The sequence below is a fragment of the Flavobacterium cupriresistens genome (assembly GCF_020911925.1).
Classification (GTDB): Bacteria; Bacteroidota; Bacteroidia; order Flavobacteriales; family Flavobacteriaceae; genus Flavobacterium; species Flavobacterium cupriresistens.
The window spans coordinates 1880927-1906280 of record NZ_CP087134.1 but is presented as its reverse complement, the minus strand read 5'-3'; the positions used below and the strand labels follow the sequence as shown (position 1 = coordinate 1906280).

Below are 25354 nucleotides of genomic sequence, written 5' to 3'. Positions count from 1 at the left end.
ACAAATGAAAGCATACGTATTTCCAGGTCAGGGCGCACAGTTTACAGGAATGGGCAAAGACTTATATGAAACATCGGCTTTAGCCAAAGAATTATTCGAAAAAGCTAATGAAATTTTAGGTTTCAGAATTACAGATATCATGTTTGAAGGTACTGCCGAAGAACTAAAAGAAACAAAAGTAACACAACCTGCCGTTTTTTTACACTCGGTTATTTTAGCCAAAACTTTAGGCGAAGATTTTAAACCGGAAATGGTTGCAGGACATTCTTTAGGAGAATTTTCTGCATTGGTAGCTAATGGAACATTATCTTTTGAAGATGGACTGAAATTAGTTTCTCAACGTGCTCTTGCGATGCAAAAAGCATGCGAAATTACACCTTCTACAATGGCTGCCGTTTTAGGTTTAGCAGACAATGTTGTTGAAGAAGTTTGCGCTTCTATTGACGGTGTTGTCGTAGCTGCAAATTACAACTGCCCTGGGCAATTAGTAATCTCAGGAGAAACCACGGCTGTTGAAAAAGCTTGTGAAGCAATGAAAGCTGCGGGAGCAAAACGTGCTTTGATTTTACCTGTTGGAGGAGCATTCCACTCGCCAATGATGGAACCGGCAAGAGAAGAATTAGCTGCTGCAATTGAAGCCACAACATTCGCAACGCCAATTTGTCCGGTATATCAAAACGTAACAGCTAGCGCTGTTTCTGATGCCAATGAAATCAAAAAGAACCTGATCATTCAATTGACTGCTCCTGTAAAATGGACACAATCGGTACAACAAATGATCGCTGACGGTGCTACTTTATTTACTGAAGTTGGACCAGGAAAAGTATTAGCCGGTTTAATTACTAAAATTGACAAAGAAGCAGTTACTGCTAATGCTTAATTTTTAGTTTTCAGCTTGAAATAAAAATCAAAAAATCCCAAATGATCAAATTCATTTGGGATTTTATATTTCTAAAATCTTTACCTTTTTCATCCAAACTAAACCATTAATTATGAAAAAAGCACTTCTAACCGCGGTCTTTTTATTTTTTAGCCTAGCAGGCTTTTCTCAGTCACCTAAATTTGTTGCCCCAAATTACAAAGAAATAGAGTCCAATATAAAAGATAAAAAATCCGTCTATTATTATCCCAATTTGCTTGAAAAATTCAATGTTTCTGACTCTACAATGACACTTGAGCAAAAAAGACATTTGTTTTATGGATTTGTTTTTCAGGAAAAATATACCCCCTATTCTGTATCAGATGATAAAAAATCTTTAAACACTTTAATCAATAAAGAAAACTTAACCAATCAAGACTTCGAAAAGATTATTGAGCTCTCCGATTTAAATCTGAAAGAAAATCCATTTGATTTAAGACCATTGAATTACAAATCTTATGCATTTAAAAAACTAAACAAAGAAGCTGAATCGAAGCTGAACGTAATCAAAACAAACATTATAATGGAAGCCCTTCTTAGCACCGGAAACGGAACTAGTAAAGAATCCGCTTTTTATGTAATTAACACCTCAAATGAATACGACTTGATTAATATGATTGGTTTTCAATTTGGTGGAGAACAAAGTTTAATCGAGCATTATGATTACCTCAAATTAGCAGAGAACAAATACAATATTCCTGGTTTTTACTTTGATATTAGCCCTTGCTTAAATCATATTAAAACAAAAGGTTTTTAAAATTAAAAAATCCCAAATGAATTTGATCATTTGGGATTTTATATTTCTACAGATTTTTTGCTTCAATACAATAATTATTCAGGATACCTGTAATCAAATAATTTTGCTTACTCTTTTCAAAAAAAAACATACCAAGTTGTACGAGAATTAGTTTTATAAAAAATATAATTAGAACCTAAATACAGAAGCATTGTTGGCGTTTTCTTATGCGGAAAACTTGAAATCCCAGAAACAATAAAAGCGACAATTTCATCCACATATTTCTGTGCAGACTGAGGAAAACCAAAATATTCTTTTTCAAAAAGCAAAAAAACCAAATGATCAAAACACTCAAGAACATTGTTCTCAAAAATTATTTTCCCCAAGGATATGCTTTTATTCTCTTAAACATTTCCTCTTTAAATTCCTCTCGAGTCAACCCGTTTGCAAACTCGGCATCAAAATCAAAAGTATCTCTGTCTATTCCTTTAAATTCTGATTTCCGAACCTCATATTCTAATGCTGGTTCTTCAACTTTATTGTCCTTTATTTGTTTTTTCTTCGCATTCATAATAAAAAATTTCATCTAATCCATTTATAACAAATCAACTAAATCAAGATATACCAAATTATCGATTAATCAATTGGAAATTTATATTTCTACAGATTTTTTGCTTCAATACAATAATTATTCAGGATACCTGTAATCAAATAATTTTGCTTACTCTTTTCAAAAAAAACATACCAAGTTGTACGAGAATTAGTTTTACAAAAAATATAATCAGAACCTAAATACCGAAGCATTGTTGGCGTTTTCTTGTGTAGACCCTTTTGTATTTTTTCCGGAACAGCATCGTAGATATTAGAAACATATCTTTCTGCTGCATCTACAGAGCCGAAATACTCTTTTTCATACAACGTAACAACTAAATTATCAAGATATCGAATAACGCCTCGTGTAAAAACAACTTCTATTTTCCCCACCACTCTCTAATTCTCTTAATTGATTCTGCCTTTGCTTCCTCCGGAGTCAACCCCTTTGCAAACTCAGCATCAAAATCAAAAGTATCTCTGTCTATTCCTTTAAATTCTGATTTCTGAACCTCATATTCTACTACTGGTTCTTCGACTTTATTGTCTTTTATTTGTTTTTTCTTCGCATTCATGATCCTTTTTTTTATTGCAATAAATTTACAACAAACTAATCGAACCAAAAGATTCCAATTTATAAATGTATGGTTTTGATCTCTATTTGTTATTGACCGTAGAGACGCACTGCAGTGCGTCTCTACAAATGCGCCTCTACAGATGCAGTGCGTCTCTACAAATGTGGTGAAGATGCACTGCGGTGCATCTCTACGGATGCGGCGTGTCTTCTATTTGTATTCCTTTTTTATTTTATGTGATTTTCTTTCTTCTTATAATTAATAATAAAAACCCCTAAAATAATAAGCACCGTAGCGATGATAAAATCAACGGTGATTTTTTCATCTAAAATCAACCAACCCAGAAAAACAGCTATAATTGTGTTGATGTAAGACAAAATAGAAACTTGCACGGCTGTAACACGTTTTAAAGCATAATTATAACAGAGAAAAGCAATTACAGACCCAAAAACAGACAGATATAAAGAAGCAAAAATACTTCTTGAACTCCACAAGCTTATATCTGGATTTGGTGAAAAAATAAAAGCTAAAACCAATTGTATACAAGAAGCCATCGTAAACTGATAAAACAAATTGAGTGCAATATTACCCGATTTATAAGCGTGCGTTTTGGTATAAATCGTTCCGGCTGCCCAAGCTAAAATTGCCAGCCCCATAAACAGCACTCCGATTTTATAATCTGCATCTAAAAACGACCCGAGTCCTTCTTTGAATATAAAAACAACTCCCGAAAATCCGATTATAACCCCAACGAAGCCTTTTAAACTGGCTTTTTGCAATCCAAACAAAATACTACCTATAAAAATAAGTATTGGCGACATGGCACTAATCACAGACGCCAGTCCGCTGGGTAAAGTCTGTTCGGCAACGGTTGTAAATCCGTTTGCAATTACAATCATTAATACAGATGGAACCAACTGGTGTTTTAAATTTTCCCAGCCAATCCATTTCAGTTCTTTTTTAAACAATAAAACGGTCATAATCATCAGTCCCGCCAATCCTTGACGAATAGAGGTTACAAACCAGGGCGGGATTGTTTCTACAGCAACCCTAATTCCTAAAAATGTGGTGCCCCAAACAACTCCAACCGTTGCTAAGGCAAAAATTAACTTATAATCTAAATTTTGTTTCATGATAATTAAATGCCTTTTTTTTAAATAAAAAAAATCCCAAATTACACTTCGATAATTTGGGATTTTTTCAATGTAGATGCACTGTAGTGCATCTTTACACCATTATGATCGTACTTTTTGTTCCCATTTCCAGGCGCTTGCCATGGCTTCGTCCAACGTTAACTGTGCTTTCCATCCCAAAACATTATTTGCCTTGTCTGTATTTGCATAAGCCTCTGTGATATCGCCCTCGCGGCGTGGCATAATTTTATAAGGTAATTTTTTATCACTGACTTTTTCAAAGCTATTAATCACTTCAAGGACAGAACTTCCTTTTCCTGTTCCTAAATTAAAAGTCTCTACTTTAGACAGATTCTTTTTATTGAATAAACGCTGTAAAGCAATAACGTGTGCTTTTGCCAAATCAACCACGTGAATATAATCTCGAACCGCCGTTCCGTCCGTCGTTGGATAATCATCTCCAAAAACAGATAACTCCTGACGCAATCCGATACCGGTTTGTGTGATAAAAGGCACTAAATTCTGAGGAACTCCAATTGGCAACTCTCCAATCTCTGTCGAAGCGTGAGCTCCAACCGGATTAAAATAGCGCAACAGAATAGCACTGATATTCGTTACTTTAGCCGTATCTGTTATGATTTCTTCTCCTATTTGCTTGGTATTTCCATAAGGAGACATTGCGGTTTGGACAGGAGCATCTTCTGTAATCGGCATATTTTCGGCTTGACCGTAAACCGTACAAGAAGAACTAAAAATAAAACTTGCCTCCGGTTTTTGTTCCAATTGCTGTAACAAATACACCAAAGTGCTGATATTGTTTTCGTAGTACAAAAGTGGATTTTCAACACTCTCGCCCACTGCCTTTGAAGCCGCAAAATGAATAACCCCAGTAACGTCATTGTGTTTTTTAAAGAAATCCTGAACTTTGGACTTCTCCCGTAAATCTATTTTTTCAAACAGCGGAAGTTTTCCCGTAATTTTCTCAATTCCTTTTAAAACATCTTCTGAAGAATTAGAAAGATCATCAATTATTACAACTTCAAAGCCTTCATTTTGCAATTCGACTACTGTATGTGATCCGATAAATCCTAAACCTCCCGTTACTAATACTTTCATTTTGTGGTTATTTTATATGGCTAATAATTAAGTTTACTCTATTTCAAAAATTCAATAACACTATCGGTAATAAATTTAATCTGTTCGTCATCTAATTCTGTATGCATCGGTAAAGCGATTACTTCCTGTACTAATTGATTGGTAACAGGAAACTGCTCTTCTTTATAACGAACATCAACATACGCTTTTTGTGAATGCAAAGGAATTGGGTAGTAAATCGCACAAGGAATTCCTTTGTCCAACAAATGTTGCATTAAACCATTACGGTCCGCATCAATAACTCTTAAAACATACTGATGAAAAACGTGATCGTTTTGATCCACATCAAATTCCGGAGTTATAATCTTTTTATTCCCTGCAAAAGCAGCGTTGTATTTTGTTGCAGCCAAACGACGTGCTGTATTATATTCGTCCAATAAAGGTAATTTCGCATTTAAAACAGCAGCTTGGATACTGTCTAAACGTGAATTCACACCCACAACATCGTGGTGGTAACGCTCGTACATTCCGTGATTTACGATTCCGCGGATAATGTGAGCCAATTTATCATCGTTTGTGAAAATCGCTCCACCATCTCCGTAACAACCTAAGTTTTTAGACGGGAAAAATGAAGTAGCAGCCACGTGACCAATTACTCCAACTTTGCTTTTTACTCCTGACTTAGAAATATAATCCGCTCCAATTGCTTGCGCATTGTCTTCAATTACATATAAATTGTGCTCAGCAGCAATTTCCATGATCGCATCCATATTAGCAGCACGTCCGAATAAATGTACCGGAACAATTGCTTTTGTTTTTGGAGTAATTGCATTTTTAAGCGCTTCGATATCAATGTTCATATTATTCATATCAACATCAACCAAAACCGGAGTCAATTGCAACAAAGCAATCACCTCAACTGTTGCAGCAAAGGTAAAATCTGCTGTAATAACCTCATCTCCCGGTTTAAGATCCAATCCCATCATCGCAATTTGCAAGGCATCGGTTCCGTTTGCGCAAGGAATTACGTGTTTTGCACCTAAATAGTCTTCCAGATTTTTTTGAAACTGATGAACTAATGGTCCGTTTATATAAGTATTTGTATCTAAAACTTCTTGAATCGAAGCATCAACTGTAGTTTTTATTTTCTCGTATTGACTCTTTAAGTCAACCATTTGAATTTTTTTCATTTATCTTTCTTTATTTTAAAACTTAAGATTTGTTTTTGGAATTCAATCTTCAAAACGAAGAACAAAAATAGTTATTTAATACCTTCAAACAATGAAAAATAATGGAAAGAAACGTATTTTAGCACCAAAATTACACACATGCTTTTTCTATACAATTTAGTCGTTTATCTTGCTACGTTTTTTCTGAAAATTGTTTCCTTATTTAGTCCGAAAATTAAGCTTTTTACAGAGGGAAGAAAAAACGTCTTCACGATATTGGAAGAAAAGATAAAACCCACAGACAGAACAATCTGGTTTCACGCTGCCTCTCTTGGAGAGTACGAACAAGGCCTTCCTGTTATTGAAAAAATCAAAGAAAAATACCCTTCACACAAAATCATTGTTACCTTCTTTTCCCCTTCCGGATACGAAGTGCGTAAAAATAACACAGTAGCAGATGTTACCTTATACCTGCCTTTAGACACCAAAAGCAACGCTAAACGTTTTTTAAAACTAGCACATCCCGAACTGGTATTTTTTATCAAATATGAATTCTGGCTTAATTACCTGAAAGAACTCAAAGAAAACAAAACACCTACTTATTTAGTTTCCGGAATTTTCAGAGACAGTCAGATGTTTTTTAAATGGTATGGCGGATTTTATCGTGAAGCTTTAAAAACATTTACTTACTTCTTTGTACAAAATCAAAGTTCAAAAGAAAAGATAGAAGCTCTTGGCTTCCACAATGTGATTGTTTCCGGTGACACTCGTTTTGACCGAGTGAATGCTATTTTAGAAAGAGACAATACGCTTGATTTTATTGAAAATTTCAAAAACAATCAAACCACAATTGTTATCGGAAGTTCATGGCCAAAAGACGAAGCCTTATTAGCCGAATACATCAATCAGGCTCCTGAAAATGTAAAGTTCATTATTGCCCCACATAATATAAAAGCAGATCAGATTGCGAGCCTCACAGCTCAAATTACGAAATCAGCTGTCCTATATTCTGAAAAAGAAAACAGCGACCTACCTACTTATAATGTCTTTATTATTGACACAATAGGCTTATTGACTAAAATATATAGTTATGGAACGATTGCCTACGTAGGAGGTGGATTTGGAAACCCAGGCATTCATAACATTCTAGAACCGGCTACTTTTGGCATTCCAATTGTGATTGGTCCAAACTACGCTAATTTTGCCGAGGCTGTACAATTGGTAACGCTTGGAGGCTGTACCGTTATCAACAACAAAGAGGAGCTAAAACAAAATCTGGATCGTTTGATCTCGGACGAAACTTATTATAAAGAAAAAGCACAAATCTGTAAGTCGTTTATTCAGGACAATAAAGGAGCTACAAACAGCGTTATGGAAATCGTTTCGTAACAACTCCGATTAACAAAAACTAAATTTTGAGTCGTAAATCATAAAAAATACTTTCAAAAAAGGGCATCAATCTATTTGGCGATTATTAAATAATCATCAAAAAGTAAAATAAACCACAATGAAGACCATAAAAAGCGCCCTTTTTCTTATTGAATATGCAGCGATCGATAATTTACGCAAAATATACCACAATACAACACAATTTAACTATTTTGGCATATTTTTTGATAATTAAGATAATCGTGAGCGATGAAAATATTTTAAAAAAAAAATAAAAAAATATTTTACATATTAAAAAATTTATATCTTTGCCACGAATTAATAATTAACCTTTTATAATAAAGTAAGATGAAAAAAGTATTTTTAAGTTTAGCTGTTGTTGCTGTTTTAACTGTTGTATCTTGTAAAAAAGCTGACGCTGCAGCTACTGAAGCTGTAGATTCTACTGCTGTTGCTGTTGATTCTGCTGCTGCTGTAGTTGATTCTGCTGCTGCAACTGTTGATTCTGCTGCTGCAAAAGTTGATTCAGCTGCTGCAAAAGTTGAAGAAGCTGCTGCTCCTGCTAAAAAGTAATTCTAAATTACTCAAAAAATTAAAAAGCTATCTTTTAACAGATAGCTTTTTTTTATACCCAGAAACCAAGGTTCTTGGAAATTCCAACATTTTGAAATTCCAAATTCCAAATCTTGAATTCCAAGCTTCGCTTTGAATTTTAAAATAAAACAAGAACACCTTATAACAAAAAAGGATTAAAGACCGTATTAGATCTTTAATCCTTTTTTTGTTATATATATTTCTCAAATCACTATAGAGGAACCTACCTTTAAAAACACCCCTTCATTCAATCCAACACCACACCACTACTATTAACTATTTTCAATACAGATCTACAAGCCCTATTTTCCAACAATCTTGTTCATTTCGGCACAAGAAATCACAATAACATTTCCACTCAGGAAAGAAAAATCTTTGTCGAGTTACGCGTGCGATTTCTCCTTCGTCGAAATGACAAAAACAAGCCCCTTTTTTTAAAAAACAGTTTCAAAAGTTGGAATTTGGAATTTCAAAATTTTGGAATTTTACCCCTCCATCATCTCTTCATCCAAAACCGCTTCCTCCCCCTCCTCTTCGTCTTCGAAAATCGATTCACTTGATGAGAAGTCCAAAATCTCAGATCGTGAGCCGTACGTAACAATCTCCTTGATTCCTTTCTGCAAAAGCAATTCTGTCGTGTATTTACGGCTTGTCGCAAAATGAAGCTCCCCTAACATCAATTTAAAAAAATACTTTCCTCCTGAGCCTTTAAATTTTAAAAACTTAGCCTGATCCATATTTGCTTTAAATTTCTCAATATCTTCTTCGCACTCAAACTTCAATTCATAACTCAAACTCGTAAATATCACTTTTCCCTTTCTCGAAGTAAAAACAAATTTATACTCGTCGTTAAACCGCTTACTAATTACAAAGGCACCCATTTTTGATTGTTGATTTTAGATTTTAAATTTTAGATTATTGATTGCTGACTTTGATTTTTGATTACCGAATTTAGATTACCGGATATACAAAAAATCACTTTATCATCTCACGTTTAAAAGACATGAGTTTAGACCATAAAAAAAGCCTCTTCAAAAGAAGAGGCTTTAGTACTCAGAGCGGGACTTGAACCCGCACGAACATTGCTGTTCACTGGATTTTAAGTCCAGCGTGTCTACCAATTTCACCATCCGAGCATTATATGGTTTTGAGCGAAAAACGGGGCTCGAACCCGCGACCTCGACCTTGGCAAGGTCGCGCTCTACCAACTGAGCTATTTTCGCATTTCACATTCTAATAAGAACCGCAATACTTGACTTGTTCTGTATTGCGGTTGCAAATTTAGGACATTTATTGAGTTATACAAGCGTTTTTTGAAAATATTTTTCACTTATTTTATAACTTTCTGATAACCTAATCTTTAAATATGAAATTATTTTTTCACTAACATTCTTTTAATCTCATTAAGCTTCATTAACGCTTCAACCGGTGTGATCGCGTTGATATCAAGCCCCATAATTTCTTCTTTTATCTCTTCTAACAAAGGATCATCTAAATTAAAGAAACTCATTTGCATTTCTTCTTCTCCGGATTTGATTCCGTTTAAAGCATCGCTGGAATGATTCTTCTCTAATTTCTTCAATAACTTCTGCGCTTTCAAAATAACAATTTGCGGCATTCCCGCCATTTTCGCTACATGAATACCAAAACTATGTGCGCTACCGCCTTTTACAAGCTTTCTAACAAAAAGAACGGTATCTTTTAATTCTTTTACTGCCACATTATAATTCTGAATCCTCGGCAATGATTCCGTCATTTCATTTAGCTCGTGGTAATGCGTCGCAAATAACGTTTTTGGTCTTGCCGGATGCTCATGCAAAAACTCTGCAATGGCCCACGCAATAGAAATACCATCATACGTACTGGTTCCTCTACCAATTTCATCAAGCAACACCAAACTACGATCTGAAATATTATTCAAAATAGAAGCCGTCTCATTCATCTCTACCATAAAAGTCGATTCTCCCATCGAAATATTATCCGATGCTCCTACTCTGGTAAAAATTTTATCCACGATCCCCATTCTCACACTGTCTGCCGGAACAAAACTTCCCATTTGAGCCAGCAATACAATCAAAGCCGTTTGTCTCAAAATAGCCGACTTACCAGACATATTGGGTCCCGTAATCATAATAAGCTGTTGTGTTTCTCTGTCTAAGAAAACATCATTGGCTATATAAGGCGTTCCAACCGGTAATTGTTTCTCGATAACCGGATGCCTACCGTTCTTAATTTCCAACTCAAAAGTCTCATCAATTTCAGGACATACATACTGATTCTCTATAGCAAGTTGCGTAAACGAACACAAACAATCTAATTGCGCCACCAAATAAGCATTCATCTGAACCGGCTTTATATAAGTCGAAATCCAGGAAACCAACTTCTCAAAAAGATCCGTTTCGATTTTATGAATCTTCTCTTCTGCACCTAAGATCTTTGTTTCGTATTCTTTTAATTCTTCGGTAATATAACGCTCTGCATTTACCAAGGTTTGTTTACGAATCCATTCTGTCGGCACTTTATCTTTATGTGTATTTCGAACTTCAATATAATATCCGAAAACATTATTGAATGAAATCTTCAACGAAGAAATTCCTGTGCGCTCTGATTCTCTTTTTTCAATACCTTCTAAATATTCTTTTCCGGAGGTTGAAATCGCTCTTAAATCATCTAATTCTTCACTGATGCCTTTTGCAATTACATTTCCTTTTGCCACGGCAACAGGCGCATCCTGATTTAAAGTAGTTTTAATTTTTTCTCTTAACAAATCACAGGCATGCAAACTGTCTCCAATTACTTTTACCGCTTCCTGAGGACTATCAAGTGCCAAAGTTTTGATTGGAATGATAGCATCCAGCGATTCTTTAAGATACACAATCTCGCGTGGTGAAATTTTCCCTGTTGCTATTTTTGAAATCAAACGCTCCAAATCTGAAATCTGTTTGATTTGATACTGAATGTCTTGCAGGACTTCCTGATTTAATTTCAAATAAGAAACCACTTCATGACGGTCTTTTATTTTAGTACTATCTTTTAAAGGAAGTGCCAACCAACGTTTCAACAAACGTCCTCCCATTGGCGAAAGGGTTCTGTCAATAACATCCAGAAGCGTAACTGCATTTGGGTTATAACTGTGGTATAATTCTAAATTTCGAATGGTAAAACGATCCATCCAAACATAAGCGTCTTCTGCGATTCGTTGAATTGTTGTGATATGCTGTACGCGGTTGTGTTGTGTTTCCGACAAATAATACAACACCGCTCCCGAAGCAATAATCCCTTCTTTTAACTCTTCAATCCCAAAACCTTTTAGTGAAGAGGTTTGAAAATGCTTGGTAAGGGTCTCTAAAGCATAATCTTCTTTATAAATCCAGTCTTCCAGATAAAAACTATGAAAAGTCTCTCCGAAAGCCTCCTTAAAATCATTTTTATTATTCTTTGGAACTAAAACCTCACTTGGACTAAAGTTCTGCAATAATTTATCAATATACTCTGCATTTCCCTGCGCTGCTAAGAATTCACCCGTGGAAACATCCAGAAAAGAAACTCCGATACTGTTTTTAGCAAAATAAACAGAGGCCAAAAAGTTATTTGTTTTTGACTGTAAAACCTCATCGTTTAAAGAAACACCCGGAGTCACCAATTCGGTAACGCCACGTTTCACGATTGTTTTAGTCATTTTAGGATCTTCCAACTGATCGCAAATTGCTACACGAAGTCCTGCCTTTACTAATTTTGGCAAATAGGTATTAATAGAATGGTGTGGAAACCCTGCCAAAGCTGTTTCGGTTTCAGAACCCGCACCTCTTTTTGTTAGTGTTATACCCAGAATTTTAGAAGCTCTGATGGCGTCTTCTCCAAAGGTTTCGTAGAAATCTCCTACTCTGAAAAGCAAACAGGCATCAGGATATTTTCTCTTGATTTCATTGTACTGTTTCATTAAGGGTGTTTCCTTCACCACTTTCTCTTTCGCTGCCAAATTATTGTATTTTAAATGAAAAAATTTATGACAGCGAATTTATGCTATTTTAAAGAAATATCGAAGAGCTTCAAAAATTAAAATATTTTAAGCTTTTTTTAAGCGCACATATAAGAATTTTATCTAGATTTGTTACTAATTAAATAAGACCCTAAAAAAGATGAAAAAAATAATTTTAATCGCAATGTTGACTGTAGTTGGAATTACAGCTTCTAACGCTCAAAGTACTAAGAAAAAAGCAGCTAAAGTTGAAGGAGCTGGAATGGCTTTCGAAACTGAAACAATTGACTACGGAACTATCGCTCACAATGCAGATGGAAAACGTGAGTTTGTTTTTGTAAACAACGGAAGCAAGCCACTTATCATTACGAACACACAAGGATCTTGTGGTTGTACGGTACCAACTTCACCAAAAGAGCCAATCGCTCCGGGTGCAAAAGGTACTATCGGTGTAAAATATGCTACTGACAGAGTTGGTGCTTTTACAAAAACGGTAACGGTTACTTCTAATGCTGAAGGACAACCAACAAAAGTACTTACCATTAAAGGTACTGTTTTACCAGATCCGGTTAAAAGCTAATCTGAAAAACAATTTAAAATAATCGAAAAAGCTTCCTTATCTTTGGAGGCTTTTTTTATGACCTGAATGCAATGCAAATGAGAAAACTTGAAAATAGTGAACTAGACCGAAAATCAATTGAAGATTTTAAAGAATCCAAAAAAACACCGCTGATTTTAGTATTGGATGATATTCGCAGTTTACACAATATAGGATCTGTATTCAGAACCGCTGATGCTTTTTTGATTGAAAAAATAATCCTGTGTGGTATTACCGCTACTCCTCCCAACAAAGAAATTCACAAAACCGCTCTTGGCGCTACCGAAACTGTAGCTTGGGAACATCATGAAAATGTATTGGAGGTTATTGAAAACTTAAAGAAAGAAAACGTACTGACGCTTGCCATCGAACAAGTAGAAAGCTCTGTTTTTCTTCAGGATTTTGAAGTAAAGAAAGATCAAAAATACGCCTTGGTTTTCGGAAATGAAGTTTACGGAGTTGCTCAGGAAGCTGTTGCTCTTTGCGATGGCTGCATCGAAATTCCGCAATTGGGAACCAAACACTCTTTAAACATTTCTGTAAGTGCCGGAATTGTAGTCTGGGATTTGTTCCAAAAACTTAGCTGGCCGAAATAGATAATGTGGCAATTTGATAATGTGTTAATTTGAAAATGTGTTAATTGGATAATTGCCCTGTTTACCACGTTCAGAATAATTATCAAATTATCAAATTGCCACATTATCTAATTTTAGATCTTCTTGCGTATTTCATCGAGAATAAAAAGGTAGTCTTCGTGTTTTTTTACAAAATCACGGTCTGAGACATCAATAATCAGAACATTTAAATCTGTTTGTGATTTAATATAATCCAAGTAACCGGTATTGATTTTATCTAAATATTCGGCCGAAATATTTTGTTCATAATTTCGTCCGCGTCGTTTGATATTTTCCAGCAATCGGCCTGTATTCTGATACAAATACACATACAAATCGGGCTTTTGCATTTCTTTGTAGATAATATCAAATAAGTTTCTGTACAAACGATATTCATCTTCAGCAAGTGTGATTTTGGCAAAAATCAGCGATTTAAAAATATGGTAATCGGCTACCACAAAATCTTTAAACAAATCAAATTGAGCCAAATCATCTGATAGCTGCTGGTATCGGTCTGCCAGAAAAGACATCTCTAACGGAAAAGCATATCGGTTTTGATCTTTATAAAACTTAGGCAAAAACGGATTGTCTGCAAAACGTTCTAAAACGGTTTTAGCATTAAAATCTTCCGCTATTTTATGTGATAAAGTCGTTTTTCCTGCCCCGATATTGCCTTCAAAAGCAATATAATTAAACTTCTCAAGCGGAATATCTCCCAACGGGTTTTTCAAATCCTGAACAACAGTACAAACACTATCGTCCGGTGTAATTGCAATTAATTCGGATATGGTTTTCTGAAAAACAGGATGTTTCCAATCTAATTTCAAATCCTGCATGGGCAGCAATACAAATTTTCTGTTTTGCATTAACGGGTGCGGAATCTGAAGTTTTTCCGACTCAATAATTTCATCGTCAAAAACAATCAGATCAATGTCAATCGTACGGGCTTGATATCCTTCCTGATTTCCACGGATGCGTCCTAATTGTTTTTCTACTTTCAGCACCTGATTAAGTACTTTCTGTGCAGAAGCATTGGTGTGTAAAATAAGAGCACAATTATAAAAAGCATCACTTTCAAAACCCCAGGCAGGTGTTTCATATAGCTTTGAAACCTGAATTATGGTCCCTACTTCCTGATGTATCAAACGAATACAATCTTCGATGTTTGCTAAACGATTTCCTTCGTTACTTCCTATAGATAATACGACCTGATGCTGTGATTTCATAATAAATGCAAATTAACTAAAACTATTTTAGAATTAACAATATATTTGTAAAACGAGTTCTCAATTTAATTCAGAACTTGTTTTTAAAACTTGTAACATATTGCCTCTTATCGCTACTTATTAAAAAAACATATTTATGAAATTTCTAGGAAATGTAATTGCCACTGTGATTGGTATTTTTGTATTCATTATGCTATTCTTTTTTGGAGTACTTCTAATTGGAGCTATTTTTGGAGGAAGCGAAACCGTTTCTGCCAAAGCTGATTCTGTTATCGAATTAGATCTGAGAAAAATCAGAAATGACTATGCCGGAAAATACAAAGACCCTTGGGTTACCGTTTTTTCAGACCAAAAAGATGTTGGTTTAAGTGATGTTATTAACGCCATTGAAGCCGCTGAAGCTGACGATAATATTAAAGGTATTTCAATCTTAAACGATCAATCTTCGTTGGGACTTGCGCAATGTAAAGATTTAAGGAATGCGCTTGAAAAATTTAAAAAGTCAGGTAAATTTGTTTGGGCTTATGCTAATACTTACTCTCAAAAAGAATATTATTTAAACTCCGTTGCCAATACGGTTTATCTAAACCCTGCGGGAGATTTAGATTTTAAAGGTCTTTCGTCTGAAATCATGTTTTTTAAAGATTTTCAGGACAAATCCGGTATTCACATGGAAGTGATACGCCACGGAAAATACAAAAGTGCTGTTGAACCCTTTTTAGAAAACAAAATGAGCGATGCTAACAGAGAGCAAGTAACCGCTCTTTTAAATTCGATCTGGTCAACGGTTTCTAACGACATCTCAAAAAGCAGAAATATACCGGTAGCCAAACTAAATGAAATTGCAAACGGTCTCTTAGCAAGAACACCGGAAATGGCCAAAGCACAACATTTAGTTGACATTATCGCTTATGAAGATGTTTACCATAATGCCATCAAAAAAGCATTAAAAGTTGCTGATGATGAAGAGTACAACAAAATCTCGATCTTAGACTACACACAAAATAACATTACAACAGCTTTAGCGAATACCTCTAGTGATCAGATTGCTATTATTTACGCTCAAGGCGAAATTCAAAGCGGCGAAGGTGATGTTACGGTAATTGGTGAAGGATCCATGCGTCGTTCTTTGCAGGAAGCCCGAAAAAACAAAGACGTTAAAGCTATTGTTCTTAGAATTGACAGTCCGGGCGGAAGTGCTTTGACTTCTGATTTGATCTGGAGAGAAATTGAAATTACCAAAAAAGTAAAACCTATTGTAGTATCTATGGGTAATTACGCGGCATCCGGCGGATATTACATTGCTTGTAACGCAAATAAAATTTTTGCTGAGAGCAATACAATAACCGGTTCGATTGGAGTTTTTGGAGTATTACCCAATTTTACGCCCTTAGCGACTAAATTAGGAATTAATACTGAACAAGTAAAAACACACGAAAATTCAGCCAATTACAGTCCGTTTGTGCCATTAGACGAAAACTTTAAAGCCTTTACCTTAGAAGGTGTAGAAAACATCTATAAAACTTTTGTAACACGCGTAGCTGAGGGTAGAAAAATGACTTTTGCTCAGGTAGATGCGATCGCTCAGGGAAGAGTGTGGTCCGGTAGTGAGGCTATAAAAATTGGTTTGGTTGACCAAATTGGCGGACTAAACGCCGCTATTGCAGAAGCTGCTAAAATTGCTAAAATAAAATCATACAGCACACAGAATTATCCGGAGTACGAAAAATCATTTGACGATTTATTATCCGGCCTGCCTTTTGCAAAATCAAAAGAAGCTTTCATAAAAGAAGAAATTGGTGAGGAAAATTACAGGATTTTAGAACAGGTAAAAAGATTCCAAAAACAAAAAGGAGTTCAGGCTATGTTGCCTTACGGAATCAACATTCAATAAAAGAAACTTGTTGCATATATTCATTTTTCAACACATAGAATCATAGTTTGCATAGTCTCAAAAAGACGTTTCACTTAAAATAAATCACATAGACTATTCGAAAAAGAAAGGTGATTTTCCTGAAACATCTCTGAGCATTATTTTTGAATCTATCTTTCTACATATTAAACAGTAGTAATTCCATTTTTTGCAAGCAAGGTCAAAAAGAATAAAAATCAACACAACCCGTCTGAGACAAACTCAGGCGGGTTGTTTATTTTAATTAACCAAAAGTTAATTTCTACTTAACATCTTTAACCTGTCATCTTATCTATTTTAGCCGAAAATTACAGCATCCTAGTAAGATCAAAATCAGCCCTTGATAAAGTATTAAAAACATAGAAAATTAATTTATTTTTTTTTGATAGCTTGCCTTAATCGAAATTCGATCGACGGCAGGCTATTGTTTTTTATGAAAATTTTCAAATAAACTCAAGTATAAAAGTCTATTTTTGCAAGTATAGTACATCTCAAATCAGAATCGTAAACCTCAAACTTACAATTAATTATGTTGAAGAAAATTTTAAAAATCTCAGCCATTGTCCTCGTGGTATTTATTGCCGCCTTATTCGCCATTCCCTACTTTTTTAAAGATCAGATTAAAGCAAAAATCTCCGAAGCCATTAACGAAAGTGTAGACGCCAAAGTGAGTTTTGCAGATGCTGATTTAAGTTTGTTCCGAAACTTTCCGAATGCCACTGTTGGAATTGATAAATTAGTTATCATCAACAAAGCCCCTTTTGAAGGAGACACTTTGGTATCATTAGGTAAATTAAATCTAAAGATGAGCATCAAAGAACTTTTCAAAGGAAAAGAGGAACCTTTAAACATCGAGGGAATTAGTTCTGAAAATGGTTTAATCAATATTATTTTTAACAAAGACGGAGTCGGGAACTTTGATATTGCTTTAAAAAACAAAGAAAAAACAGAAAAAACAGAAGCCGGAAAACCTCTTGCTTTAAAAATTCAAAACTACAAAATCGAGAATTTTACTTTTCGATACATTGATCAGGGTTCTAAGATTAAAATGGTAATTGACAGTTTAAATCACGAAGGAACTGGTGACTTCACCAACTCAAAACTGGATTTGACTACCAAATCTACTGCAAAAGTTTCTTTAGACATGGATAAAACCAATTTCATGAATAAAGTATCTCTGACTTTAGATGCTGTTCTTGGCATTGACTTAGAGAAAAGCAAATACACTTTTAAAGAAAACAAAGCTTTAATTAACCAATTGCCACTGGAATTTGACGGATTCATTCAAATGGTTGAAGCGGGTCAGATTTATGATTTAAAATTTAAAACACCTACTTCTTCCTTTACGAACTTCTTAGGTTTAATTCCTTCTGCTTATGCTGCTGGTTTAGACGGTGTAAAAACTACGGGAGACTTTACTGTCACTGGTTTTGCAAAAGGAGAATTAACCGAGACAACGGTACCAAAATTCAATATTGCAATTGCCTCAAACAATGCTTCTTTTCAATATCCGAACTTGCCAAAATCGGTTCAGAACATTGTAATTGACACCAAAATCATCAATGAAACAGGGATTTTAAATGACACTTATGTTAATTTAGACAAACTTTCTTTTAGAATTGACCAGGATGTTTTTAGCGCAAAAGCCAATATAAAAAACATAACAGTAAATCCGATTGTAGATGCGGCTCTAAAAGGAACGATTAACTTGGCTAACCTTTCAAAAGCCTATCCAATCAAATTAGACAAACCTTTGGCCGGTATTTTAAAAGCAGATGTAACTACCAATTTTGATATGGCTTCTGTAGAGAAAAGCCAGTATCAAAACATCAAAAATGCAGGAACAATGCGTTTATCCGGTTTTAAGTATACGGATGAAAACAACAAATCAATGAACATCAGTACGGCTTTGGTCGAATTTAATCCAAGTAAAATCAACCTTAAACAATTTGATGCTACTACAGGAAAAAGCGATATCAGCATCAACGGAGTTCTGGAAAACTTCTATGGTTTTATGTTCAAAAAACAAGAACTTAGAGGAAACTTCAACATGAGTTCTAACCAACTTGCTGTTGATGATTTCATGACTTCGGGCGAGCCGGCAACAGCCACGACGCAAGCAAAACCTACCGAAGCGATGAAGATTCCCGCGTTTTTAAATTGTACCCTAAACGCAAAAGCAACTACAGTTTTATACGATAATTTAAAACTAAAAGATGTTTCGGGAAGATTGATTGTTAAAGACGAAAAAGCAACTTTAGAAAACTTTAAAACGTCTATTTTCGGAGGAACAATTGGATTAAACGGAGCGGTTTCCACCAAATCCAAAGTACCTACTTTTGACATGAATTTAGGTTTTAATCAAGTAGATATTGCTCAGACTTTTACGCAATTGGACATGATGAAAAAAATTGCTCCTCTGGCAGGAATCATCAACGGAAAATTAAATTCTACGATTAAACTAAACGGAAATTTAGATGCCAAAGAATTAACTCCGGACTTAAAATCAATTTCGGGAGATTTACTGGGGCAGTTGCTTTCGAGTACACTAAATGCTAAAAATTCTACGGTATTAAATTCCTTAACTTCAAACATCAAATTCCTTGACGCAAGCAAATTGAATTTAAATGATTTGAAAATGGCTTTGACTTTTGAAAACGGAAAAGTAAATGTAAAACCATTTGACATTAAATACCAGGATATCAAAATCACAGTTGGAGGAACGCACGGTTTTGACCAAACTATGAATTACAATCTAAAATTAGATGTTCCGGCTAAATATTTAGGAAGTGAAGCAAACGCATTGATTGCTAAAATGTCTCCTGCAGATGCCGCAAAACTGGATAATATTCCTGTGAATGCCATGATTACCGGTAATTTCTCTAATCCGAAGGTAACAACCGATATGAAAAGCGCCGTTACCAGTTTGACAACTCAATTAGTGAATCAACAGAAAGACAAACTGACCCAAAAAGGTACATCAGCTCTTACGGATTTGATTAATAAAAACACAAAATCTAAAGATACAACGAAAGCTGCGGCAACTGAAAAAGAGAAAAAGACTCAGGAAGTTACCAAAAAAGCAGGCGACTTGTTGAACGGGTTGTTTAAGAAGAAAAACTAAATAATGTAAAAAAGGTCAATCTCGCGATTGACCTTTTTTTTATCCTTAAACGGCTTTTGAATAAGCTTTTAGCTTTCCGTTATTTAAAATTCCATTCAATATTTTAAAATAATCCTTTAGGGAACAAGTAGTAACATCAACTCCAATGCTACTGTTGTCATAAGGCTCATATTTTTTAAGATCTGAGACCGAAAACAAACCTACTGTCGGGGTCTGAACCGAGCTTGCTAAATGCATCACACCACTATCGGCTCCTATAAAAACCATTGCATTTGCTATTACTGCTCCAATCTTTCTAATGTCTTTACTATAAAATGATGGCGCTTCAAAACCAATCTGTGAGACATTTTCAATTGGCAAGATTTCGATTATGGTATAGTCTGCGTATTGCTGTTTAAGCGTTTGGTAAAAATCCATCCACCAGTCTTGTGACAGACATTTTGTCCCGGTAGCATAGGTAAACAAACAAATTGTTTTTTTCGAACTACCGTCTACTATTTTCTTTAGCGTCTTTTTGCCTTTTTTGAGTTCAGGCTGTGTTAATTTCAGATCTAAAGGCAGAATTATGCTGTTGCTTTTTGCTAATCCCAGTTTTGTTAAGTAGTTCCTGAAATTATAAACGGGATACTTCGCAATATGTTCATAATCACTTTTTACATGCTGATGTTGCTGCTGATCACTTAAATCTCCGTAGAATTTATATTTTGCTCTTGAAAAAATGATCGCCAAACGTCCCGACGAAGAATTCTGATCTACATTGATCGCCATATCGTAGGGCTGTCTTCTTATCGAAATCCAGACTTTACAGTACTTCAGTAAACTTTTAAAAGGTTTTTTAGGTAAATGAATTGTTTTATGGACCGTATCGTAGTTTTTAAAAATAATTGGCGCCAGCGGTCCTTTAACAAATAAATCGATTTTACAATTTGGAAACATTTCTGAGACTTCCTGAACCAGTGGCGTAATCAATAAAAGATTTCCCAGTCGTGCATTGGGTCTGCAAATCAAAATTCGTTTTATTTCTGTTTTATCTACTAAAACAATATCTAAGTCTCTTTTTGATTTCCCAACATTCTTAGTCAGACTGTGCATTACGCGCCTTCTGAAAACATTTATGGCAGTTAAAACACTCATAACTATATAATTTACGTATTAGAAAAAACATCTCTTTACTCAAGAAAAACAACTATAATTTGAAACTGTTCAAATCTAAATTGTTTTGTTCTCTAAAATAAAAATCTTCTAATAAGTAATTATTATAAAATTGTAATCAAATGTATCAACTTTTTCATGCTTTTCGCAGAAAAAACAGCAAGTAACACCAACAGAATAAACTAGTTAGCTAAACAATAAAAAACTAAACTGCAATGGTTACAACATAGCCTTCTGAGCTTCGAACATTAAAAACAGTACCATTTTCAAAGATCAGATACTGCCCTTTTATTCCGGTTAGTTTTCCTCGAAATGTAGGTGTTTTATCTAAATTTAGACTCGTTACTTTTGCAGGGAAATTTAAAACCGGATATTGTAATTCATACAAATCATTTTTTTGACTGTAAAAATACTCGCGCGCTTCTTCCGGAATTAAACTTTCTACTTTTTCTTTCTCTTTAATCAAGTCAAAAGTCTGTGTTTCGTTCTGAAGCATTTTTCGCCAATTGGTTTTGTCTGTATAATGGCTTTTTAAAGCAACTTCGGTAATTCCGGCCAAATAACGATTCGGAACCTCAACAATTGCAATCGCCTGACTCGCTCCCTGATCAATCCAACGGGTTGGTACTTGCGTTTTACGGGTTACCCCAACCTTTATATCACTCGCTACCGCCAGGTACACAATATGAGGTTGCAATTGCACTTTTTGTTCGTATTCCAAATCACGATCTGCAATTCCTAAATGTGCTGTACTCAATTCGGGTCTCATAATCCAATCTCCAACAGCCGCACTTGAATAAAAACACTCATAACAAAATCCCTGTCTGTAGATCTTTTTCTTTTTACCACAATTCAGACATTGATATCCCACAAAACTGACTTCAATTTCTTTATTCAATAATTGATTCATATTGAGAAAACTATCATCAAAAACCAAATAATATTGAATAGGGTTTCCGATTTCTGTTTGCATTTTTGTAAGTACGCCTTGATATGTCATTGGATTTTAGATTGCTGATTTTAGACTTTAGATTTACTTTTAAGGGCAGTGAATTCTACCTTTTAAATTCAAATTTTGAATTAGATTCTTAACTTAAATAAATTGTATTTTGTAAAAAATACACTATTTTTGGTATGACGACAAAGTTAGTATTTGTATATCGATATTCAAATTTTAAATCTTCTGCTTTTTGATACTAAAACGGAAATCTAAAATCTAAAATCTAAAATTATCCATGCCCTTATCAATAATCAACTCGTTTGCATCTTGGGTTCTTAAGCAAAGAATTCATCAAATAGAGCTCTTTCTAAAATACCCGAATGAAGTTCAGGAAGAATTGTTACACAACTTATTGACTGCTTCTGAAAACACGATTATAGGAAAACAATATGAATTTTCGTCCATAAACTCGTATCAGACTTTTGCTGAGCGGGTGCCTATTGCTACTTACGAGGAATTGCAACCTCTAATTGAACGAACGCGCCAGGGTGAACAGGGTGTTTTTTGGGAAACGCCAATCAAATGGTTTGCTAAGTCAAGCGGAACTACTAATGCCAAAAGTAAATTTATACCGGTCAGTAATGAAGCTCTCGAAGATTGTCATTATAAAGGAAGTAAGGATTTGCTTTGTCTGTACCTGAACAACAATGAAGATTCAGAATTGTTTTTGGGAAAAAGTCTTCGTCTGGGTGGAAGCTCTCAGATTTACGAGAACAACAATACTTTTTTTGGAGATCTTTCGGCCATTCTGATCGAAAACATGCCAATCTGGGCCGAATTTAGTAGTACTCCAAGCAACAAAACTTCTTTAATGACCGAATGGGAAGCTAAAATTGCAGCCATCATCAATGAAACCAAAAATGAAAATGTAACCAGCTTTGCCGGAGTTCCGTCGTGGATGTTGGTTCTGATGAATAAAGTTTTAGAAGATACAGGAAAAGGAAGTTTATTGGAGTTATGGCCCAACCTTGAAGTTTATTTTCACGGCGGTGTGAGCTTTTCTCCTTACAAAGAACAATACAAGAAAATCCTACCTAGCAAGGATTTCCAATATTACGAAATATACAATGCCTCAGAAGGCTTTTTTGCAATTCAGGATTTAAATAATTCGAGTGATTTATTATTGATGCTGGATTATGGAATTTTCTATGAATTTATCCCAATGGATACTTTTGGAACTCTAAACCAGAAAGTAATTCGTCTCGCTGACGTTGAATTAAATAAAAACTACGCTATTGTTATTACCACAAATTCAGGTCTATGGCGCTATTTGATTGGTGATACGGTTCGTTTTACTTCTTTAAACCCGTATAGAATCAGAGTTACCGGAAGAACCAAACATCACATCAATGTATTTGGTGAAGAATTAATGGTCGAAAATACCGATCAGGCCATTGCCAAAGCCTGTCAACTTACTCAAACAGAAGTAATCGATTATACGGTTGCCCCTATTTTCATGAAGGACAAAGAAAAAGGAGCACACGAATGGATGATCGAATTCAAGAAAAAACCGGCAGATGTAGGGCTTTTCCAAAAAGTACTGGATGAAACCTTACAGACTTTAAACTCTGATTACGAAGCCAAACGCTACAACAACATGACCTTAAATCCTTTGGTAATTAACATTGCCAGAGAAAATTTGTTTTACGACTGGCTAAAGGAAAGAGACAAATTGGGTGGTCAACATAAAATTCCGAGACTTTCGAATCAGAGAGATTATCTGGAACAGTTGAAGGAAATGTCGTGATTTTTTTGAAATTCCAAATTTTTTAAATTCCAAACTTTTGAAATTCCAAATTCCAACCTGGGGTAAAACTTTGGGGATCTGGAATGATTGAAGGTGCTATAGTTTTTTTGCCACGAATTACTCTAATTATCGCAAATTAAAACCTGCTGTTCTATATTCTCAAACTTAATAAACTCACATTGTCAGGCTGAGCGAAGTCGAAGCCCCTTTATCGCTTAAAAGCCTTCGACTTCGCTCAGGGTGACACCTTAATTGTTACACTATATCAATGTACTTGCGTAAGGTTTAGTTTTGCCACGAATTACACTAATTTTCACAAATTAAAACCTGCTGTTCTATTCGCAGACTTATTGAATCCAACTCCAACTGTCAGGCTCAATAACTCCCATTGTCAGGCTGAGCGAAGTCGAAGCCTACATCATATCAATATACCTGTCGTGATACCCTAACAGATACAAAACACCGTCAAGTCCTAAGCTTGAAATTGAGGTCGCGGCGTTTTCTTTTACTTTTTGTTTGGCGTGAAAAGCGATTCCCAAACCGGCTAAGTTTAGCATCGGTAAGTCATTTGCACCGTCACCCACAGCTATTGTTTGGTTAATATGAATTCCTTCTTTGTCGGCGATAGCTTTTAAATGCTCTGCTTTTTTCTGTCCGTCGATAATATCTCCTAAATATTTACCGGTCAGCTTACCGTCTATAATTTCCAACTGATTCGCGTGAACATAATCAATTCCTAATTCCTTTTGCAAGTATTCGCCAAAATAGGTGAATCCTCCGGAAAGGATTGCTGTTTTATATCCGTAGTATTTTAAGGCTTTCATCAGACGATGGGCTCCTTTTGTTATAGGTAATTTTTCTGCAACAGATCGTAAAACATCTTCACTCAATCCTTCCAATAAAGCCATGCGCTGCTTGAAGCTATCGTTAAAATCAATTTCACCGTTCATGGCCTGTTCTGTAATTGCTCTTACCTGCTCACCTACTCCGTTTAATTCGGCTAACTCGTCAATTACTTCGGTCTGAATCAATGTCGAATCCATATCAAAACAAACCAGACGTCTGTTTCTTCTGTAAATATTGTCTTCCTGGAAAGAAATATCAACATCTAAAGTTCTTGAAATCTGCATAAAACTGGCCGTCATGACAATTTTATCTACAATTTCTCCGGTTACCGCTAATTGTATGCAAGAACGAGGATTTTCTTCTATTTCAATAATAGAAGTTCTGCCCGTTAGTCTTATAATGGAATCAATATTCAGATTTTGATCAGACAATATTTTAGTCACTGCGGCCAATTGTGAAGCGGCCAATTGCTCTCCTAAAATATTAATGATATAACGTTGTCTTGATTGCGATTTTACCCAGGTTTCGTAATCTTCAATAGAAATCGGAGTAAATTTCACTTTGATTTCCAATTCGTAAGCTTTAAACAACAAATCTTTTAAAACAGGTCCGGAACTTGAGCCGGATTCAATTTCGAATAAAATTCCTAATGAAAGTGTATCGTGAATATCGGCCTGACCTATATCTAAAATAACAGCATCATAAGTTGCCAATACCGCTGTTAAACCAGCTGTAACTCCCGGCTTATCATGACCGGAAACTTTTAATAAAATAATCTCTTTGCCTTCTGCTGCCATGTTTTCTTTATTGATTACGAAGCGACAAAAATCGGCAATCTATTGTTGATAAAAAAGAATAATCATTGTTTTTTTAGACCTAAAAAACACAAATCAATGGCTATTTTTTAATTAATTTAACATTTAACACTAATTATTAAAATAAATATACTTTTGGT

22 protein-coding genes and 2 tRNA genes are annotated in these 25354 nt (G+C 35.0%); 9 read left to right on the top strand and 15 right to left on the bottom strand.

Features of this window, described 5'->3' with window-relative positions; all coding sequences use genetic code 11:
- The first annotated feature begins 4 nt into the window (after window positions 1-4).
- Together fabD and LNP23_RS08495 are read left to right on the top strand one after the other, a co-directional pair.
- On the top strand, window positions 5-880 hold the full coding sequence (fabD, locus tag LNP23_RS08500; protein WP_230004566.1) for an ACP S-malonyltransferase: 876 nt from the start codon (window positions 5-7) through the stop codon (window positions 878-880).
- Window positions 881-992: 112 nt separating this feature from the next.
- Window positions 993-1676 carry a DUF4919 domain-containing protein gene (locus LNP23_RS08495; protein WP_230004565.1) on the top strand — a complete coding sequence of 228 codons (684 nt, stop codon included), beginning with the start codon at window positions 993-995 and terminating at the stop codon, window positions 1674-1676.
- 116 nt (window positions 1677-1792) lie between these two features.
- Here LNP23_RS08495 and LNP23_RS08490 read toward each other — a convergent pair whose 3' ends face one another.
- From LNP23_RS08490 to LNP23_RS08460, 7 genes are all read right to left on the bottom strand, one after another.
- Window positions 1793-2041, bottom strand: a complete 249-nt coding sequence (locus LNP23_RS08490; protein ID WP_230004564.1) for a hypothetical protein — start codon at window positions 2039-2041, stop codon at window positions 1793-1795.
- Window positions 2029-2241: a hypothetical protein gene (locus LNP23_RS08485; RefSeq protein ID WP_230004563.1), complete on the bottom strand. Its 213-nt coding sequence runs from the start codon at window positions 2239-2241 to the stop codon at window positions 2029-2031. The genes LNP23_RS08490 and LNP23_RS08485 overlap by 13 nt, the downstream gene beginning before the upstream one ends.
- Window positions 2242-2315: 74 nt before the next feature.
- Entirely contained in the window at window positions 2316-2642 is a 327-nt protein-coding gene (locus LNP23_RS08480; RefSeq protein WP_230004562.1) for a hypothetical protein, read from the bottom strand.
- Window positions 2627-2821: a hypothetical protein gene (locus tag LNP23_RS08475; RefSeq protein WP_230004561.1), complete on the bottom strand. Its 195-nt coding sequence runs from the start codon at window positions 2819-2821 to the stop codon at window positions 2627-2629. The genes LNP23_RS08480 and LNP23_RS08475 overlap by 16 nt, the downstream gene beginning before the upstream one ends.
- A gap of 227 nt (window positions 2822-3048) precedes the next feature.
- Window positions 3049-3954, bottom strand: coding sequence for a DMT family transporter (locus LNP23_RS08470; protein ID WP_230004560.1), 906 nt, complete (start codon window positions 3952-3954; stop codon window positions 3049-3051).
- 102 nt (window positions 3955-4056) lie between these two features.
- Window positions 4057-5070: a UDP-glucose 4-epimerase GalE gene (galE, locus tag LNP23_RS08465; protein ID WP_230004559.1), complete on the bottom strand. Its 1014-nt coding sequence runs from the start codon at window positions 5068-5070 to the stop codon at window positions 4057-4059.
- A 38-nt stretch (window positions 5071-5108) separates the two neighbouring features.
- Window positions 5109-6239, bottom strand: a complete 1131-nt coding sequence (locus LNP23_RS08460) for a DegT/DnrJ/EryC1/StrS family aminotransferase (RefSeq protein WP_230004558.1) — start codon at window positions 6237-6239, stop codon at window positions 5109-5111.
- Window positions 6240-6377: 138 nt separating this feature from the next.
- Between LNP23_RS08460 and LNP23_RS08455 the strand changes: the two genes are divergently transcribed.
- Together LNP23_RS08455 and LNP23_RS08450 are read left to right on the top strand one after the other, a co-directional pair.
- Entirely contained in the window at window positions 6378-7607 is a 1230-nt protein-coding gene (locus LNP23_RS08455; RefSeq protein ID WP_230004557.1) for a 3-deoxy-D-manno-octulosonic acid transferase, read from the top strand.
- A 348-nt stretch (window positions 7608-7955) separates the two neighbouring features.
- Window positions 7956-8180 (top strand): PG1828 family lipoprotein, encoded by a 225-nt coding sequence (locus LNP23_RS08450; RefSeq protein ID WP_017497763.1) that lies wholly within the window; start codon window positions 7956-7958, stop codon window positions 8178-8180.
- Between the two features lie 506 nt (window positions 8181-8686).
- Here the strand turns inward: LNP23_RS08450 and LNP23_RS08445 are convergent.
- From LNP23_RS08445 to mutS, 4 genes are all read right to left on the bottom strand, one after another.
- The gene (locus LNP23_RS08445; RefSeq protein ID WP_230004556.1) at window positions 8687-9082 is read right to left on the bottom strand and encodes a YegP family protein; all 396 of its coding nucleotides are present in this window, start codon (window positions 9080-9082) and stop codon (window positions 8687-8689) included.
- Window positions 9083-9251: 169 nt separating this feature from the next.
- Window positions 9252-9337 (bottom strand) — tRNA-Leu (locus LNP23_RS08440).
- Window positions 9338-9351: 14 nt separating this feature from the next.
- Window positions 9352-9424: transfer RNA gene (locus LNP23_RS08435), tRNA-Gly, on the bottom strand.
- Window positions 9425-9573: 149 nt separating this feature from the next.
- Window positions 9574-12180, bottom strand: a complete 2607-nt coding sequence (gene mutS, locus LNP23_RS08430) for a DNA mismatch repair protein MutS (RefSeq protein WP_230004555.1) — start codon at window positions 12178-12180, stop codon at window positions 9574-9576.
- Window positions 12181-12340: 160 nt separating this feature from the next.
- Here mutS and LNP23_RS08425 point away from each other — a divergent pair, with 160 nt between their 5' ends.
- Together LNP23_RS08425 and LNP23_RS08420 are read left to right on the top strand one after the other, a co-directional pair.
- On the top strand, window positions 12341-12760 hold the full coding sequence (locus LNP23_RS08425) for a DUF1573 domain-containing protein (protein WP_047773212.1): 420 nt from the start codon (window positions 12341-12343) through the stop codon (window positions 12758-12760).
- 77 nt (window positions 12761-12837) lie between these two features.
- Entirely contained in the window at window positions 12838-13374 is a 537-nt protein-coding gene (locus LNP23_RS08420) for an RNA methyltransferase (RefSeq protein WP_047773293.1), read from the top strand.
- A 113-nt stretch (window positions 13375-13487) separates the two neighbouring features.
- On the opposite strand, the gene folK is transcribed toward LNP23_RS08420, so the two are convergent.
- Entirely contained in the window at window positions 13488-14618 is a 1131-nt protein-coding gene (folK, locus tag LNP23_RS08415) for a 2-amino-4-hydroxy-6-hydroxymethyldihydropteridine diphosphokinase (RefSeq protein ID WP_047773211.1), read from the bottom strand.
- Between the two features lie 136 nt (window positions 14619-14754).
- Here folK and sppA point away from each other — a divergent pair, with 136 nt between their 5' ends.
- Window positions 14755-16512 (top strand): signal peptide peptidase SppA, encoded by a 1758-nt coding sequence (gene sppA, locus LNP23_RS08410; RefSeq protein ID WP_230004554.1) that lies wholly within the window; start codon window positions 14755-14757, stop codon window positions 16510-16512.
- 547 nt (window positions 16513-17059) lie between these two features.
- Window positions 17060-19654 (top strand): AsmA family protein, encoded by a 2595-nt coding sequence (locus LNP23_RS08405; protein ID WP_230004553.1) that lies wholly within the window; start codon window positions 17060-17062, stop codon window positions 19652-19654.
- A 45-nt stretch (window positions 19655-19699) separates the two neighbouring features.
- Here the strand turns inward: LNP23_RS08405 and LNP23_RS08400 are convergent, their stop codons facing one another.
- A complete protein-coding gene (locus tag LNP23_RS08400) occupies window positions 19700-20788 on the bottom strand; it encodes a glycosyltransferase family 9 protein (RefSeq protein ID WP_230004552.1) in 1089 nt (362 codons plus the stop codon).
- Between the two features lie 223 nt (window positions 20789-21011).
- Window positions 21012-21806 carry a DUF2797 domain-containing protein gene (locus LNP23_RS08395; protein WP_047773202.1) on the bottom strand — a complete coding sequence of 265 codons (795 nt, stop codon included), beginning with the start codon at window positions 21804-21806 and terminating at the stop codon, window positions 21012-21014.
- Window positions 21807-22041: 235 nt separating this feature from the next.
- Between LNP23_RS08395 and LNP23_RS08390 the strand changes: the two genes are divergently transcribed.
- On the top strand, window positions 22042-23553 hold the full coding sequence (locus LNP23_RS08390; RefSeq protein WP_230004551.1) for a GH3 auxin-responsive promoter family protein: 1512 nt from the start codon (window positions 22042-22044) through the stop codon (window positions 23551-23553).
- 413 nt (window positions 23554-23966) lie between these two features.
- On the opposite strand, the gene serB is transcribed toward LNP23_RS08390, so the two are convergent.
- A complete protein-coding gene (gene serB / locus LNP23_RS08385) occupies window positions 23967-25196 on the bottom strand; it encodes a phosphoserine phosphatase SerB (protein WP_230004550.1) in 1230 nt (409 codons plus the stop codon).
- Between the last annotated feature and the right edge of the window lie 158 nt (window positions 25197-25354).

Bases quoted from the DNA above. Each gene is read 5' to 3' on its own strand.
- LNP23_RS08455 (WP_230004557.1), top strand. From the start codon at position 6,378: ATGCTTTTTCTATACAATTTAGTCGTTTATCTTGCTACGTTTTTTCTG.
- LNP23_RS08400 (WP_230004552.1), bottom strand. From the start codon at position 20,788: ATGAGTGTTTTAACTGCCATAAATGTTTTCAGAAGGCGCGTAATGCAC.
- LNP23_RS08495 (WP_230004565.1), top strand. From the start codon at position 993: ATGAAAAAAGCACTTCTAACCGCGGTCTTTTTATTTTTTAGCCTAGCA.
- LNP23_RS08450 (WP_017497763.1), top strand. From the start codon at position 7,956: ATGAAAAAAGTATTTTTAAGTTTAGCTGTTGTTGCTGTTTTAACTGTT.
- LNP23_RS08425 (WP_047773212.1), top strand. From the start codon at position 12,341: ATGAAAAAAATAATTTTAATCGCAATGTTGACTGTAGTTGGAATTACA.
- LNP23_RS08405 (WP_230004553.1), top strand. From the start codon at position 17,060: ATGTTGAAGAAAATTTTAAAAATCTCAGCCATTGTCCTCGTGGTATTT.
- sppA (WP_230004554.1), top strand. From the start codon at position 14,755: ATGAAATTTCTAGGAAATGTAATTGCCACTGTGATTGGTATTTTTGTA.
- LNP23_RS08470 (WP_230004560.1), bottom strand. From the start codon at position 3,954: ATGAAACAAAATTTAGATTATAAGTTAATTTTTGCCTTAGCAACGGTT.
- galE (WP_230004559.1), bottom strand. From the start codon at position 5,070: ATGAAAGTATTAGTAACGGGAGGTTTAGGATTTATCGGATCACATACA.
- LNP23_RS08460 (WP_230004558.1), bottom strand. From the start codon at position 6,239: ATGAAAAAAATTCAAATGGTTGACTTAAAGAGTCAATACGAGAAAATA.
- folK (WP_047773211.1), bottom strand. From the start codon at position 14,618: ATGAAATCACAGCATCAGGTCGTATTATCTATAGGAAGTAACGAAGGA.
- fabD (WP_230004566.1), top strand. From the start codon at position 5: ATGAAAGCATACGTATTTCCAGGTCAGGGCGCACAGTTTACAGGAATG.
- LNP23_RS08475 (WP_230004561.1), bottom strand. From the start codon at position 2,821: ATGAATGCGAAGAAAAAACAAATAAAAGACAATAAAGTCGAAGAACCA.
- LNP23_RS08445 (WP_230004556.1), bottom strand. From the start codon at position 9,082: ATGGGTGCCTTTGTAATTAGTAAGCGGTTTAACGACGAGTATAAATTT.
- serB (WP_230004550.1), bottom strand. From the start codon at position 25,196: ATGGCAGCAGAAGGCAAAGAGATTATTTTATTAAAAGTTTCCGGTCAT.
- LNP23_RS08420 (WP_047773293.1), top strand. From the start codon at position 12,838: ATGAGAAAACTTGAAAATAGTGAACTAGACCGAAAATCAATTGAAGAT.
- LNP23_RS08395 (WP_047773202.1), bottom strand. From the start codon at position 21,806: ATGACATATCAAGGCGTACTTACAAAAATGCAAACAGAAATCGGAAAC.
- LNP23_RS08485 (WP_230004563.1), bottom strand. From the start codon at position 2,241: ATGAAATTTTTTATTATGAATGCGAAGAAAAAACAAATAAAGGACAAT.
- LNP23_RS08390 (WP_230004551.1), top strand. From the start codon at position 22,042: ATGCCCTTATCAATAATCAACTCGTTTGCATCTTGGGTTCTTAAGCAA.